The 14,327-nt window shown below is 45.5% G+C and carries 11 protein-coding genes; 6 read left to right on the top strand and 5 right to left on the bottom strand.

All coding sequences use genetic code 11. The features are described 5' to 3' along the window. Positions 1 to 250 precede the first annotated feature (250 nt). Positions 251 to 1,291, bottom strand: a complete 1,041-nt coding sequence (locus K7B67_RS17415) for an IS66 family transposase (RefSeq protein ID WP_252177145.1) — start codon at positions 1,289 to 1,291, stop codon at positions 251 to 253. Positions 1,292 to 1,342: 51 nt separating this feature from the next. After that, positions 1,343 to 1,735 carry a hypothetical protein gene (locus tag K7B67_RS17410; protein ID WP_252177144.1) on the bottom strand — a complete coding sequence of 131 codons (393 nt, stop codon included), beginning with the start codon at positions 1,733 to 1,735 and terminating at the stop codon, positions 1,343 to 1,345. Positions 1,736 to 1,969: 234 nt separating this feature from the next. On the opposite strand from K7B67_RS17410, the gene K7B67_RS17405 reads away from it, so the two are divergent. Then, entirely contained in the window at positions 1,970 to 2,392 is a 423-nt protein-coding gene (locus K7B67_RS17405; protein WP_252177143.1) for a hypothetical protein, read from the top strand. A 61-nt stretch (positions 2,393 to 2,453) separates the two neighbouring features. On the opposite strand, the gene K7B67_RS17400 is transcribed toward K7B67_RS17405, so the two are convergent. Further along, positions 2,454 to 3,329 carry an IS1634 family transposase gene (locus tag K7B67_RS17400; RefSeq protein WP_256484873.1) on the bottom strand — a complete coding sequence of 292 codons (876 nt, stop codon included), beginning with the start codon at positions 3,327 to 3,329 and terminating at the stop codon, positions 2,454 to 2,456. Between the two features lie 110 nt (positions 3,330 to 3,439). On the opposite strand from K7B67_RS17400, the gene K7B67_RS17395 reads away from it, so the two are divergent. Further along, positions 3,440 to 3,847 (top strand): type II restriction endonuclease, encoded by a 408-nt coding sequence (locus K7B67_RS17395; RefSeq protein WP_252177142.1) that lies wholly within the window; start codon positions 3,440 to 3,442, stop codon positions 3,845 to 3,847. A gap of 81 nt (positions 3,848 to 3,928) precedes the next feature. On the opposite strand, the gene K7B67_RS17390 is transcribed toward K7B67_RS17395, so the two are convergent. Both K7B67_RS17390 and K7B67_RS17385 read right to left on the bottom strand, forming a co-directional pair. Further along, the gene (locus K7B67_RS17390; protein WP_252177141.1) at positions 3,929 to 4,243 is read right to left on the bottom strand and encodes a type II toxin-antitoxin system RelE/ParE family toxin; all 315 of its coding nucleotides are present in this window, start codon (positions 4,241 to 4,243) and stop codon (positions 3,929 to 3,931) included. Beyond that, the gene (locus K7B67_RS17385; RefSeq protein WP_252177140.1) at positions 4,243 to 4,491 is read right to left on the bottom strand and encodes a type II toxin-antitoxin system ParD family antitoxin; all 249 of its coding nucleotides are present in this window, start codon (positions 4,489 to 4,491) and stop codon (positions 4,243 to 4,245) included. Before K7B67_RS17385 ends, K7B67_RS17390 begins: the two co-directional genes overlap by 1 nt. Positions 4,492 to 4,685: 194 nt before the next feature. Here K7B67_RS17385 and K7B67_RS17380 point away from each other — a divergent pair, with 194 nt between their 5' ends. The 4 genes from K7B67_RS17380 (at position 4,686) to K7B67_RS17365 (ending at position 14,263) form a co-directional block, all read left to right on the top strand. Beyond that, positions 4,686 to 6,434 carry a hypothetical protein gene (locus tag K7B67_RS17380; RefSeq protein WP_252177139.1) on the top strand — a complete coding sequence of 583 codons (1,749 nt, stop codon included), beginning with the start codon at positions 4,686 to 4,688 and terminating at the stop codon, positions 6,432 to 6,434. Positions 6,435 to 6,617: 183 nt separating this feature from the next. Next, a complete protein-coding gene (locus tag K7B67_RS17375) occupies positions 6,618 to 8,186 on the top strand; it encodes a hypothetical protein (protein WP_252177138.1) in 1,569 nt (522 codons plus the stop codon). A gap of 92 nt (positions 8,187 to 8,278) precedes the next feature. Continuing rightward, positions 8,279 to 8,749 carry a hypothetical protein gene (locus K7B67_RS17370; RefSeq protein WP_252177137.1) on the top strand — a complete coding sequence of 157 codons (471 nt, stop codon included), beginning with the start codon at positions 8,279 to 8,281 and terminating at the stop codon, positions 8,747 to 8,749. Positions 8,750 to 9,037: 288 nt separating this feature from the next. Further along, on the top strand, positions 9,038 to 14,263 hold the full coding sequence (locus K7B67_RS17365; protein WP_252177136.1) for a DUF4011 domain-containing protein: 5,226 nt from the start codon (positions 9,038 to 9,040) through the stop codon (positions 14,261 to 14,263). Positions 14,264 to 14,327 lie beyond the last annotated feature (64 nt).

Genomic DNA, 14,327 nt, shown 5'->3' with positions numbered 1-14,327 from the left:
ATCACAGGTATGCTGCGGGGCGTAGCGATTGAAGCTGACTGGTCTGAAAATACATCGGAGGGTTTATGTATGGCACTCTTAGCCTTAAAACGTTTAATGTCGTATATCTTGATCCGGCACATGACTTCAGATTAAAGAAGTCACCCCAGAATCAGGCAAGTCTGATTTTTTTGTCTAGAATGATGACTTTGTTCCTGTTTAAGGTAAGCGCCAAATAAACCAGCGTACTGGCTGTCATCCCCAAGATTTCTTATTCTTTGCCTGCCTTAACATTCCGGGGAAGAAGCTGTTCCAGTTTCTCAACGGTATCAGCGTAAGGCAGCTCTTTTAAAATATGGTTCAGGTAATCGAAAGGCTCCAGGCCATTCACCTTTGCGCTTTCAATCAGGCTGTAGAAAAGGGCACTGGCTTGCGCCCTTTCTGGCGTGTCTGCAAACATCCAATTCTTGCGGCCAATAGCGAAGGGGCGGATGGTGTTTTCCGCTGCGGCATTACTGATGTCCAGGTGGCCGTTGTCACAGTAAACGACCAGTTTCGGCCATTGGTTCAATGCATAGCTCATGGCTCGGTGCGACAGGCTGCCCGGTTCTAGCTTGGTTATGTTTTTCTCCAGCCATACATAAAGGTCGTCCAGTAGCGGCTTACTCTTTTGCTGACGCAGGATGGCTTTTTCTGATGGAGGAAGATCACCTATTTCTTTCTCAATGGCGTAAAGCTTACCGATTTTGCCTAAAGCGGCATTCGCCTTGCTAACGCAGGTGTTTTTCACCTTTTTGCCCGGTTTGGCTTCGCCCTTCCTGGCATCCAGAAATTTCCTGCGAACGTGGTCGAAGCAACCCGCCTGGGTGATGCCTTCTTGTTTGCATACAGCGTCGTAACTGGCATACCCGTCAGTTTGCAGGTAACCGCTGAACCCTTCGAACAGACGCAGGGGAGCCTCCTTGCCTCTTGAGGGGTCATATTCAAACACTACCGATGTTTGTCCGGGCGGCCCACCAAGGCTGACCCACATATATTTGTCAGAGTTGATGGACTTAGTGGTTTCCTTGATCACCTGAATTCGGGTTTCGTCAGCATGGATCACCGAACCAGTCTTTTGATGATCTCTCATCAAATTGATGAGTGGCCGCAGTTCTGTAGACAACCGAATTAAAGAGTTGGCCATCGTCGTCCGGGTAACAGAGCCGCCGTATCGCTTGAGGATATTCTCTTGCCTATACAAAGGCAGTGCGTCGCAGTACTTGGAGACAATGATCCAGGCCAGTGTGCAAACAGAGCTCCAGCCATTCACTGTCTGCGGGTAATTTCTTTGGCATATTGGCCTCCTTTATCGGGAGGCTAATCATTTCAAACGGGTTTTTGATTCTGAAGGGCGTGGGTTTATTTGGCGTTTACTGTAGGTCTTCAACAATTCAGCAGTGTTCAGCCGGTCAGTATCGGTATCATTGGTAGCCAACACAAAGCACCCCAAAGAGGATTGTGCATCCAGCCTTGTTTGCACCGTTACTGAGCAGCAACCACTTATGCAATATTCCTGATAATCGGGTTCCGCTCCTTCAGCGGGACGACCTCTGCCTTTATAGCAGGGTTTAGAGGTAATCTGCGGTTCTGCCTGACAGAGCTCTGATTGTTTCTGCCATTGTTTGAAGGCTTCCATGGCATCAGCTTTGCACCGGAATGCCTTTTTGCTGAGTTTTTCCAGCTTCTGAGATTCTTTGGTGGATTTTTTCTGCATACGCCTTGTGAGCGCTTTCTATTCTGTCTTCTGGATCTGCTTATTGCGAAACATGACCCAACGTTGCTCCACATCCGCACAACCAGACGACACTTCCACAGCTCCGTAATGCTCAAAACCCTCGACCGCCTTCATGGCACGTGAAGGCGTACTTTGCACCAGTTCTTTACTGGCCCCAATACAGCGTAGATTTCATGGGCTATACATACAGGAACGAACTTAAAGGAAACAACAATGAATAATCAAAAACAGATAGCCACTACCCATCACTACCTCGCAGTAGGAATAAAAGAACAATTTGAGAAAGAAGGAGTTGATAACCCTGGTGAAGTACTAAAAGATGGGGAATTAGAACTTGTTTATGCCCTATACGACTACGCTGTAATACTAACAGAAGCATGGAACTCACTGAGACACTTAAAAGAAGGAATAGGTATCTTTGACTACCAAATCAGTGAAGTTTTTGCACCAAAAATGTTCATAGCAATGAGCAAAAAAGCGGAAGTAATAAACCCAGAACTAAAAGGTGAGTTTGAAATGCCATGCCTTATCGAGTGGGGCCAACTGTGCGAAAAACTAATAACTCACTGGATAAAAGGCACCCCAGGATTAAGCAACGGTATCGAATTTATGGTGTACTCCAATGAAAAAAAATGACAGAGCCATGCTAAACGTTGCGAAATCACTCGGTTATGAAGGTGATGCCCTACCCCGTGAGTCAATGGCAGATGCTAAAGAATTCGCAACCAAGGTTTTTAAAAAATGCCCAGAGTAACAACAACCATTTCTGGAATATGCGATGGGGATGCTGATTAACACCCTGACGTGAACCATCGCTGAACGTGTAATTAAGGAGGATAAACATGCTGAGGAAAGTAAATATTGACGAACAAGACCGACAAGAATTGAGAGGAACTCGGGAAATAAACCACTGATCCAGCTGGTCAAGCTCCTTAACCGTTTCTGAAGTATACAAAGCAGCATCACCGACAAAGTACCTGGATTCCAGAGCCGCTTTGAAACTATTCAGGTGTTCGAATACCACCAGTTTGAAGCTGGTCTTATCCGTTACATTGCCACTGACAGCCTTCATAAACAGGGGAATGCCTGCTTTGTTTTCTGTCATCAGAAGCAATATGGCCTGATTCAAATCCGGACGATGATCACGACTGTAGCCTTTGCACAACCTAATGGAGTTGAGGTCTTCATCGTCCTCTTCTCTGTCGCTGTTATAACGTCCATCGACGTGTATGCTGGTGCCGTCGAGGTTTAGAGCATCGCATGGAAGATTAAGATGTTTTACGACCTTGATAGCTAGTTCAAAATAGACTTTACTGGCATTGAGTTCGAAGAGTTCATCCAGTGTCCTTCCAAGAACATTGTCGTTTATATGCTCAGGCTTAATACTGGGTCTGATCAGTTTATCAAGAGGTTTATTGGCGAAGAACCGGGGAAGCATATGCAGAGATTGTCCGGTAAAGCCCAGGCCATTGATGAACATGGCAACGACAGACTCACCATGGGATATATGCCAGTCATCAGATACCTTGGGGGCTCTTTTATCGATATGTTCGGTAATTCCAAGCTCTTTAATATTCCAGCCACTAAACCAAGGTGATCCATGACCTGACTGCGGTATTGAACGGGAGGCATAAGGGGGGAGCCTGATATTTGCTTATCTCATAAATAGCAGAATTCAGGAAAATGTCAGGTGAGGTGGTGAATGTCGGGTTTAAAGATCATGAACTAAAGTTTGAGCAGGGAACGCCTAAGAAGGTTACCGAAAACAAACAGAAGCCTGACTTCCTGTTCCCTTCCTTTCTCTGCTATCACGATTCCGGCTTTCCGGTTGCGAAGCTCCGTATGCTGGGGGCAAAGTCTACCTGCAAAGATCGCTGGCGTCAGGTGCTGTCAGAAGCTGAAAAGATAGAACGCAAGCATCTGGTCACTCTGGAGGCGGGTATTAGTCAGGATCAGACCGCAGAAATGCAGGCTAAAAACCTTCAGCTGGTTGTGCCGGCTTCGGTTCAGACTACTTATACCAGTGAGCAGCAGGAATGGCTGATGTCTTTGAGAGAGTTTATTGTTGAGATTGAAGCGCTTCAGAGGTGATCGTGAAGCGCCATATGCATAACAAAATGCAAGCAGCATTTTTCTTTAGGAGTGTAAATAGCTGTGACCTGACTTCGGCCATCAGCCCTCCAAAAAATAACCGATCACATCCATTTCCTTGTGAAGAACCCCAATGATGTCGATGAAGTTGCTACCAATCATATAGAAAATCACATGCTGACCTTCAGGAAAGCTAAAATAGCCCTCGGATATATCTGCCCGGTATTTACCCAGCTGAGGATTTTCAGCAAGCCAGTGGAAGCGCGCTTCAATACTTTTCAAATAATGATTTCGTTGAGTTTTGCCCCACGTTCGTAGCGTATAGCGGCCGATGTTGCGTAAATCGTCTCGGGCCCGTGGGGTGACTCTGACTTTTCTGTTGATCTTTTGCAACATCAGGGCTCAGCGTCCAGGTCATTAATGAGTGAGTCCATTGAGAAGTCATTAATAAATTCGCCCTTGCCTGCTTGGGTAGCCCCTTCAGCCAGGTGTGAACGCAGGGCTTCCAGCTTGCTTTTGCGCTCTTCCATGGCGCGTAAAGCGTCCCGCACCACTTCACTGGCGGAGCCGTAACGACCGCTGGAAATCTCATTCTTGATGAACACTTCCCAGTGTTCGCCCAAACTTAAGCTGGTAGTTGCCATGGTTCACCTAAATTATTCATATTTAACAATATTGAATATAGTTCTTATTGCTTGATAGGGCAATATTGAAGCATCTTCTGAGTCAACCTTAAATCCTTTGACAATTCTTTATCCCAGAATCAGGAAAGTCTGATTTTTTTGTCTAAAATGATGACTTTGTTTCTATTTAAGCTTGTTGAGCTTGATGACTCACAATGAAGAATATGTATTGTGCCTTTATGGTCGCCAGCCTGCTTTTGTCAGCTGGCAGCTGGGCTGTAACGCCTTACACTTCATCATTGACCTCTGGCAATGAGGTCGATGAGATTCTTTCCTCTTTTTTACCTGACCCCATTCGTTTACTTAAGTCTGAGGTTATACCACCGTTGCTGTTACAGAAGGGAAAAGCAGGTTCGATAATCAGTTCGCCTGTCTCTGAAGGAAGACGACTACAGCCAGATAAAGGAATGGTGTTTACTGGTCACCCATTCGAATTGAACAGTTGCGGTAATGAAAACAAGAAACAGAGCGAAAAGGACAATAAATCACCGCCACCGCAGGAGCAACAAAGTAAAAAACAAAGTAATAAAGGGCAGGGTAATTCTGGCTCTTCAGGTTCTGGTGCTGCGTCGGCATCGGCTTCCGGAAACGATGAGAGTCGTGCCAGGCATCTTGAAAAACTGAAACAAATACTAAAGGCCGCTAAAAAGTCATCGAAAATGATGGATCAGAAAAAAAATATTGATGACTTTAAAGCAGAGTTGCAAAAATTCTGTGACGAAAACCCCGATATTCTAGAAGAAAAAGGCTCTCTGGAAGACAAGCAATCCCGTGGCAAAGCGATTCTGAGTCTGCTACAGCTTTATTTTCCTGAAAAGCTGGAACAAGGTGAAATGACGCATGTTTTACTTGAGTATCCCGAGCTTAAGAGATTGCCAATAAGTTTAATTAAATTATTTGTTGGCTTTGGGCTTCCTGATTTTGAGTTACCAGACTGGATGCCCGACGACAAGTTAGTTGAATGGATTTTCGGTGCTTTGAGCCCGTTTATGATAAAACTCATGCATACCTACATCGGCTTCCCTCAGTGTCTTAACCAGCTGGCTGCATTATTTATAACCCAGCTGCCATTAATGGCAACAGAAGAACCCAAAAACTATATTTTTCAGGTTAAAACAGGTCACGTGAGTATTCTTTCCATCAGGAAAAATAGCGAAGGGTATTATCGGTTTTTTTTTGTTGATAGCCTGAATATTTTTAAGCACTACGCTGGGGCGAAAACGTATTCACCCCTGCCGCATTTTGTCGCTTTAGCACTAATGCTGGCGATAAAATATCACGACTTTACTGATTCCCGGTTTTTCTTTCTGCCTCCACGACAAGTGAGTGATTCTGGCTGTGAGTCATTTATGCTGCACGATCTGGAAACATTGTTGGAATCCCCTATGTTGTCTCAGGGGTTTTCTCAAAACGGTTATGATCCGGACAAAGCCCCACTTACTGCAGACAATATGTTGGATTTTTTTTCGCAAATAATCTATCAGGAGAAGACCGAACAACTGGGGCAATTGGTCATCAATGGTGAGAGTAAGGACTTTATCGAAACAATAGACAAGCCTGCCTTTGATGGCCAGGATCTGAACTCCCTTATTACTAACGAGCTCCATACCTGGCCGTTATTCGGGCTATTACTGGAACCCGATTTGGTTAAATTTTATCAGTTGAACCAATTTCCTCTGAGATTTGCCCACCTGACCCAGGGGCAGGAGAATCTAAAACGGTTACTGGAGCACTTTCCTGAAGAACGTCAGCAAGAGGTGAATCAGGTGATCGATGAGACCCGGGGGGTATTAACCGTCAAGGATGGAACCTGCCATAACAACGTGAATCTGGCTGCTACTCTGTTGTGGATGAAACTGAATATTAATTTGCTGGATAGTGACCGCCCCGGTCAAGAAAAATAAATCAGTGCGGGCAGTGTTTATATGTGTTGTGTCTTTATTTTTGTGAGCATGTTTTTGTCAGCTCACAGTCAGGCTGCAATTCCTTACACTTCATCTTTGGTCTCTGGCAATGATGTTGATGTGATTCTTTCCTCTTTCTTATCTGACCCCATTCGTTTACCTGCGTCTGAGGTGGTCCCACTGTTGTTGTTACAGAAGGGAAAAAAAGCTTCGATAATCAGTTCGCCTGTTCCTGAAGGGGAAGGTGAAGGGGGAGGACTGCCGACAGATAAAGGAACGGTATTTACCGGTTATCCATTCGAATTAAACCGTTACGGTAATGACAGCAAGGAACAGGGCAAAACGGGTAATCAATCTCCGCCACCAAAACCGGAGCGACAAAGAAAAAAACAAAGTAATAAAGGGCAGGGCAGTTCTGGTTCTTCAGGTTCCGGCGCAGCGTCAGCTTCCGGAAACGATGAGCGTTATGCCAGGCATCTTGAAAAACTCAAAGAAATCATTAAAGCCGCTAAAAAGTCATTGAAAACAATGGATCAGAAAAAAAATATTGATGACTTTAAAGCAGAGTTGCAAAAATTCTGTGACGCAAACCCCGATATTCTAGAAGAAAAAGGTTCTCTGGAGAATAAACAATACCGTGGGAAAGGGATTCTGAGGCTACTTCAGCTTTATTTTCCTGAAAAGCTGGAAAAAGGCGAAATGACTCATGTTCTACTTGAGTATCCTGAGTTTAAGATAGTACCAGAAAATTTAATCAGATTATTTGTCAAGGTTCTGCTGCCTGAGATTGAGTTACCTGAAGGGCTGCCCAACTACGAGTTATTTGCCAGGCTTGCGGATACTGCTAACCCGAATATTATAAAACGTGTGAATGCTTATCTTGGCTCCCATCAGTGTCTTCATCAGTTACTTGCATTGTTTATAACCCAGCTGCCACTAATGACTGCAGAAGAACCAAAAAACTATATTTTTCAGGATAAATCAGGTCACGTGAGTGTTGTTTCTATCATGAGAAATAGCGAAGGGCATTATCGGTTTTTTTTTGTTGATAGTCTCAGTGTTTTTAAGCGCATTGACTCAGAAAAAACGTATTCACCCATGTCGCATTTTGTCGGTTTAGCGTTAACGCTGGCGATAAAGTATCACGGCTTTACTGATTCAGGGTTTTTCTTTCTGCCTCGACGTCAGGTCACTGGCTTTGGCTGTGCGTCGTTTATGTTGCACGATCTGAAAACATTGTTGGCATCTCCCATGTCGGCTCATAATGGTTATTATGCGGACAGAGAACCCTTTACCGAAGACATGATGATGATGTTTTTTTTGCAGATAATGTATCTGGAGGAAGCTGAACAGCTGGGACGATTGGTCGTCAATGGCGAGATTAAGGACGTTATCGAAAAACCAGACACACCTGCCTTTGATACATTAGACCTGAACTTCTTTATTGTGATGGCCATACGAACCTGGAAGGAATCGGGGTTGGAATCTGATTTGGTTAATTTGTATCAGTTACGCCAGTTTCCCCTGAGATTTGCCCACCTGACCCAGGGGCAGGAGAATCTAAAACGGTTACTGGAGCACTTTCCTGAAGAACGTCAGCAAGAGGTGAATCAGGTGATCGATGAGACCCGGGGGGTATTAACCGTCAAGGATGGAACCTGCCATAACAACGTGAATCTGGCTGCTACTCTGTTGTGGATGAAACTGAATATTGATGTGTTGGACAGTAACCACCCCGGTCAGGAAGAATAGATCAGCGAGGACAGTGTTCACTGTCGGCGGCTAGCAAAAACACCAGAGTGTCCTAAAATACCTACTGTCGTTATACGGCAGTAGGTTCGATTATGTTGACTCAAAAGACAAGCCAGAGCTTTATGCCCGCGCTACTAGCAGTTGTGTTCTTACTGTGTCCCCTGGATGCTGTCTCCGATGGTGTCAGGCAAATAGAATTCTTACAGAAAGTCGGGAAGGATAAGGAGGTCTACGTAGTTACGCCAAAGCGGGATCCATCGGGAATATGCGTTGACTATGTTTTGCCGAAGTCTGTGCAGACGGTTCCCGGTTATGAGAATGGACAAACGATGAATATTCATTACCTCGATACGAGTTTCTGTAGCGATCTGTCAGGCGCTGCTCAGCTGTTTGAGGTGAAAGGCAAAGATCATTCTGAGAGGTCGGCTAAACTTTGGTGGGAGAAAGCGATTGGTCAGAAACCCCATGCAAGAGTGGACGAAGGGGCAGATCCAGACGGATTGCTATGGATTGACAATACCGATAGCAACAAGATTAAAGTCTGGGTGAGTTATGATCACTAGTGCAGCCAAGCTCTGATATCCGTACACCTCTCGTTCCCACACTCCAGATTATCAATGGCACCCAAACTCCGTTCACCCTGAGCGGAGTCGAAGGGTGGTTGGCACAATCTTCATTGTTGGTTCGGAGTCCACATCCTTCGACTCCGCTCAGGATGAACGGGGTTTGGTTGCTCAGGATGAACAAGGGGGCTGTATGGTTATCAAGGCTCAGCTGCACTAGTCCTGGTGTTCAGTGCAAACGGTATGAGATGTAACGCCTGACTGCATCATTTCAGGGCTGTCTTAAATATGACACCGATACTTGAGATCTCAGCAGATCATTTGTCCGCTTTTTCCCTGGCGGCACAGCAGAATGCTTATCCGCTTTTTCGTAATCTGAGTGTGCTTTACAGGGCTGACCCCGATGAGCAGTCAGCAGATTCGGGGGTTTTAAAAAGGCTCGTGGTTAAGCTGAAGTCTGAGCCTGAATTTTTTTCACAAGAAGAGTGGCCTATTGATGATATTCGTTCAGGTCAGGCGGTTTCTCTCCAGCAGCGGTCTCTGAAGGTATCCCATGACACACTCTTTAATCTTACTGAAGAAACCAATGTCACTCTCTCAATCACAGTGGAGTCGGCTGATGGGTCACAAATATACGTAACAAAGTCAACGACAGTGGCTTTTTTGCCAGCAAATTTCTGGGGTGGAGAAAGTCGTCAACCTGATCTGTTAGCTGCTTTTGTCAAACCCAATGGCGTATACGTAGAGTCGCTGGTCAGGCAAGCGACAGAGGTTCTCGAAAAGAATGGCCACGGTCGTAGTGCTGATGGCTATCAATCCAACACCAGAGAAAAGCCTTATTTAATGGCAGCAGCGCTTTGGAATGTCATATTTTCCCAGCGCCTTGCTTATGTCTCGCCACCCAAAGATTTTGCCAGGGCTGGTCAGCGTATCAGGTTGGCAGCTGATATCAGTGCTTCAAAAATTTCGGCTTGTCTCGATACATCGGTGTTATTTGCCAGTTGTCTGGAGTTAATGGGATTAAATCCGGTTATTGCTTTAACAAAGGAGCATGCCTTTGTTGGCGTTTGGCTCATCGATGAATGCTTTCCGGTACTGACCAATGATGATCCTATGGATCTTCGAAAAAGAGTCGATGCAAGAGATCTTGTTCTGTTTGAAAGTACCCTGGTGACTAATGATCAACCTGTAACCTTTGAGCAGGCAAAAGCTCAGGCCAGGGAACTGATCAGTGAGGAAAAAGAGCAGGATTTTGTCTACCTCATCGATATTAAGCAAGCTCGCTCCAGAAAGATTAAACCGTTAGCCAGTACAGAAACAAAGGCAGAAGGGCAAAGTTCTGAATCAGACAACACGTTAAGTCTGTCCATTGTCCCTCCGCTTCCTCCCGTGAGGGCGGACGAAAAAGTTGTTCAGGAAACCCCGGATACCCGCATAGATACCTGGCAACGCAAGTTGTTAGATTTAACAAAACGGAACTCATTGTTAGCTCTGAAAGACGCTGCTGTTGCCATTAAACTGTATTGCCCGGATATCAGCTCAATGGAGGACAAGCTTGCTGGTGGCACACTCTTTCGGTTTTTGTCTGTTGAAGAAAGTCCGCTGAATGATAAAGACAGAAGTGAGGACATGTTCAGGCTTCAAGCGGGTTCAGATATTCATAAAGAGTATGCCCTTGAACAATTGAATAACAGCATTCTCATGGCCAATATGCCAAAAAAGAAGTTGGATCAGAACGCAATTAATCTGTTCCGAAAAGCTAAGAATGACCTGGAAGAAGGTGGCTCCAATACCTTGTATCTTGCTGTTGGAATGCTGCGTTGGAAAGAAAATCCAGAGGATGATCGATCTTATCGTGCTCCCCTTATTCTCATTCCGGCAGAGCTGACCCGCAGTTCTGCCCGGGCTCCTGTCAAAGTGAGGCAGCTCCCGGATGAGTCTCCCATTTTTAATATGACTTTGATTGAGTTTCTGGACAAAGAACACAATATAAACCTTAATCAGTTTCGGGAATCACTTCCTGAAGATGGCTCTGGTATTGATGTTCACCATATCTGGAATACGGTTCGTGCAGCTATTTCAGAGCAGCAGGGGTTTGAAGTGGTTGAAGAGCTTGTGCTGGGTTCTTTTTCTTTTGCCAAATACCTGATGTGGAAAGACCTTAAAGATCGAATAGATGACCTGAAAGAAAATCCTTTTGTTAAACATTTGGTTGATAATCCCCGGGATACTTATACACAAGATTCACGTTTTGTTGCAGCAGAAAAAGTGGATCAGGAAATTGACCCGGAAAAAATATTCACCCCTTTGAACTGTGATAGCTCACAGCTGGTTGCAGTGGAAGCCTCAGGTCATTCTCAGGATTTTGTACTGGAAGGGCCCCCGGGCACTGGTAAATCTGAAACCATTGCCAATATGATCTGTCACAATCTGGCACTGGGAAGGAAAGTTCTTTTCGTTGCAGAAAAAATGGCGGCTCTTCATGTTGTTTATCGCAGGATGGAAAAGGTAGGTCTCGATCATCTATGTCTGGAGCTTCATAGTAACAAGGCCAATAAAAAAGCGGTTCTTGAGCAACTTAAGTCTGCCACTGATAAATGGGTCAGCGCCCAGAGTAAAGGCTGGGTTCAATCTGTACAAGCACTCATACAAAAGCGGGATAGTTTAAACGCTTATGTTCAGGCACTGCATAAGAAATCCCGGTTTGGTCTCTCGGCCAGAGAGGCTATCGCCAGGGATGTTCTCTACAAAGAGAAACACCATTTCATTCTCGGGTGGCCTGTGGGTTTTGAATCGTCTCCTGTCAGATCAAAAGAGCAGCTGGATGGTTTGCTGGAAACCGTTAAAAAAATCTCGCTGGCTAATAAAGACATTGCTGACCTTGATCCTGAGCAGTTCAAAATTCTGAAAGCGCGTCGGTGGTCTAACGCGTGGCAAAGCCAAGTGTTAGGTTGTCTCAGCCGATACCAGGCTGCTCTTAATGATCTCTTGCCACAGGCTGTCGCTCTTGTTTCCAGCTTTGGCCTTACAATCGATAAGCCAGCCATTGCTGCCTTGGATCAAACAAATGCTTTGGCTTGCCTGATTGAATCGGCTGAGTCGGATTCTTTTAATTTTCTTCTGGCCAAAGGAGCCAGAGGAGCATTGGATGATCTGCAAAAGCTGTGTCATTTGAAAGAGGAATTTGATCAGCTGCTGACGTCTATAGGGCATAATATTTCACCCGAAATTCTGACTCTGACCCCTTTTGCTGACTGGTGTGCTCTTTACGATGAGGCAAAAGGCAGTTGGTTGAAGTCGTATATCACAAAGCTGAAGGTCAACAAAGCCGCTAAAAAGATAGGGTATAAGAAGTTTCAGGACTTAAACCTCCTCCCTGAGATACGTAAGGCAGGCAATTTACAGAACCACATTCTGACTCTGGCTGAAACCTTTGAGGATGACAATATCTGGCAGGGCTGGCAAACCTCCAGTGGAGATCTGGCGCAATCAAATCACCGGTGCAATAGTATCTACCAGAACATTAAACAGGCTTTGAGTCTTACTGAAGATCCAGCTGGTTTACTGGCTGCCATTAAAACCAAACTGGTTGATGGCCGCGATTTTCTTGAAGGCTCCAGACTTGTTTTACAAAAAAATGAATTTAAGCAGGCATGGGCGACATTCATTGACGTTGCCAAAGAAGCGGACACATTGGAGCTTCAGTTTTCAACACAGGACTCTCTGGACAGGGTAAGTTCAGCAATGGATGCACTTACCGCCAAGTCTGCAAAGTTCAAGGCATGGGTGGAATGGTTAGCTCAAAAAGAGGCAGCAGCCAAGGTTAACCTTGAAGCGCTGACCCATGCTCTTGAAGCAAGGACTATTTTACCTGAAGACGCTCTGGAGCAGGTAATGACAGCTTTTTGTCGCTGGCTGGCACCACAGCTGATTGATGATAGTGAGGTATTGCGGCAGTTTAAAGCGTCCAGTCATGAGCAGTTAATTGAAGATTTTAGAGTGCTGGATGCCCAGGTAGCTGACACTACCGGCCAGTACGTCGCAGCGATTGCGGCTAAAACGGTGCCCGACCCTTTTGCCAAAGATAGCCCTAAAGAGTTTGGCGTACTGGCTCGGGAGCTTCAGAAGAAAACACGCCATAAACCAGTCAGAACTCTTTTTAATGAAATGGGGAAGCGTATCCTGGATCTTTGTCCCTGCATGATGATGTCTCCGCTCTCTGTGTCACAGTTTTTACCATCAGATTTTAATGGCTTTGATCTTGTCATTTTTGACGAAGCTTCTCAGATGACTACATGGGACTCAGTGGGAGCTATTGCGAGAGGCAGGCATGTTATCGTTGTTGGTGATCCAAAACAGATGCCGCCTACCAGTTTTTTCAGTGGGTCTGGTTACAGTGAGGATCCCGATGAAGAAGATTTAGAGTCGATTTTAGATCAGGCTCTTGCTGCAAGGTTACCTTGTTTGCGCTTGACCGGCCATTATCGCAGCCGTCACGAAACCCTTATCGCTTTTTCAAATAGCAAATATTATGAAAACTCTCTGGTTACCTATCCATCGTCTGATACTAAAGAGTCTGCGGTCACACTTCATCGAGTTGATGGCGTTTATGCCAAAGGGAAAGGGCGTAACAATCCGATAGAAGCTAAGGCCGTAGTGAATGAAATAGTTGGTCGTTTAACGGATGAACAGCAATGTACTCAAAGTATTGGCGTAGTAACACTTAACACAGAACAGCAACGCACGATCGAAGACCTGCTTGATAATGCTCGCAGGAACAATCCTGAGATTGAGTGCTATTTCCATTCAACAGATTCCTACGACGGCGTATTCGTAAAAAATCTGGAATCCGTTCAGGGGGATGAGCGAGATATTATTATCCTGAGCCTTGGCTATGGACCCACAGAACCCGAAGCCAAAACAATGAGTATGAATTTTGGGCCACTGAATAAATCAGGTGGAGAGCGTCGTCTGAATGTTGCTATCACCCGGGCAACCAGTGAAGTGCTGGTTTTCTCAAGTTTTGATTCCTCGATGATTGATCTTAGTCGTACTTCGGCTACGGCAGTTGAGCACCTCAAACATTATCTTGAGTTTGCAGAAAAAGGAACGGTTGCATTGGCCCGGCAAGCGACTGCGCAATATGGCGTTGATCAGTTTGACAGTGATTTTGAACAGGCGGTGGCCTGGGCCCTGCGCGATAAGGGGTGGAAAGTTCAAACCCAGATTGGGGTCAGTAAATTCAGGATTGACCTTGGTATTGTTCATCCAGATTCTCCAGGCGTTTATCTGGCAGGGGTTGAGTGTGATGGAGCTACATACCATGGCTCGCCATCGGCTCGTGACCGAGACCGGGTTCGCCACAATGTGCTGGAAAACCTGGGCTGGCACCTTATCCGTTTGTGGTCAACCGACTATTTTCAGGATCCGGAGGGAGCCATAGAAAGGGTGGATAGATTGCTGAATGAACGACTGGAAATGGTTGAGGAGAACAAAGCAGGTAGCCCCAAATAGGATGAGCTTTTAAGATTCAGAGCCGCAGGAGTTAATAAAAAGCCCCGATGGCTATGGCTCATCA

The sequence above is a fragment of the Endozoicomonas sp. 4G genome (assembly GCF_023822025.1).
Classification (GTDB): Bacteria; Pseudomonadota; Gammaproteobacteria; order Pseudomonadales; family Endozoicomonadaceae; genus Endozoicomonas_A.
This window is presented reverse-complemented; position numbering and strand designations above follow the sequence as displayed.

Excerpts from the sequence above, each read along its gene's own strand:
- K7B67_RS17385 (WP_252177140.1), bottom strand. The coding sequence starts at position 4,491 with ATGGCAACTACCAGCTTAAGTTTGGGCGAACACTGGGAAGTGTTCATC.
- K7B67_RS17390 (WP_252177141.1), bottom strand. The coding sequence starts at position 4,243 with ATGTTGCAAAAGATCAACAGAAAAGTCAGAGTCACCCCACGGGCCCGA.
- K7B67_RS17365 (WP_252177136.1), top strand. The coding sequence starts at position 9,038 with ATGACACCGATACTTGAGATCTCAGCAGATCATTTGTCCGCTTTTTCC.
- K7B67_RS17395 (WP_252177142.1), top strand. The coding sequence starts at position 3,440 with ATGTCAGGTGAGGTGGTGAATGTCGGGTTTAAAGATCATGAACTAAAG.
- K7B67_RS17405 (WP_252177143.1), top strand. The coding sequence starts at position 1,970 with ATGAATAATCAAAAACAGATAGCCACTACCCATCACTACCTCGCAGTA.
- K7B67_RS17410 (WP_252177144.1), bottom strand. The coding sequence starts at position 1,735 with ATGCAGAAAAAATCCACCAAAGAATCTCAGAAGCTGGAAAAACTCAGC.
- K7B67_RS17370 (WP_252177137.1), top strand. The coding sequence starts at position 8,279 with ATGTTGACTCAAAAGACAAGCCAGAGCTTTATGCCCGCGCTACTAGCA.
- K7B67_RS17380 (WP_252177139.1), top strand. The coding sequence starts at position 4,686 with ATGAAGAATATGTATTGTGCCTTTATGGTCGCCAGCCTGCTTTTGTCA.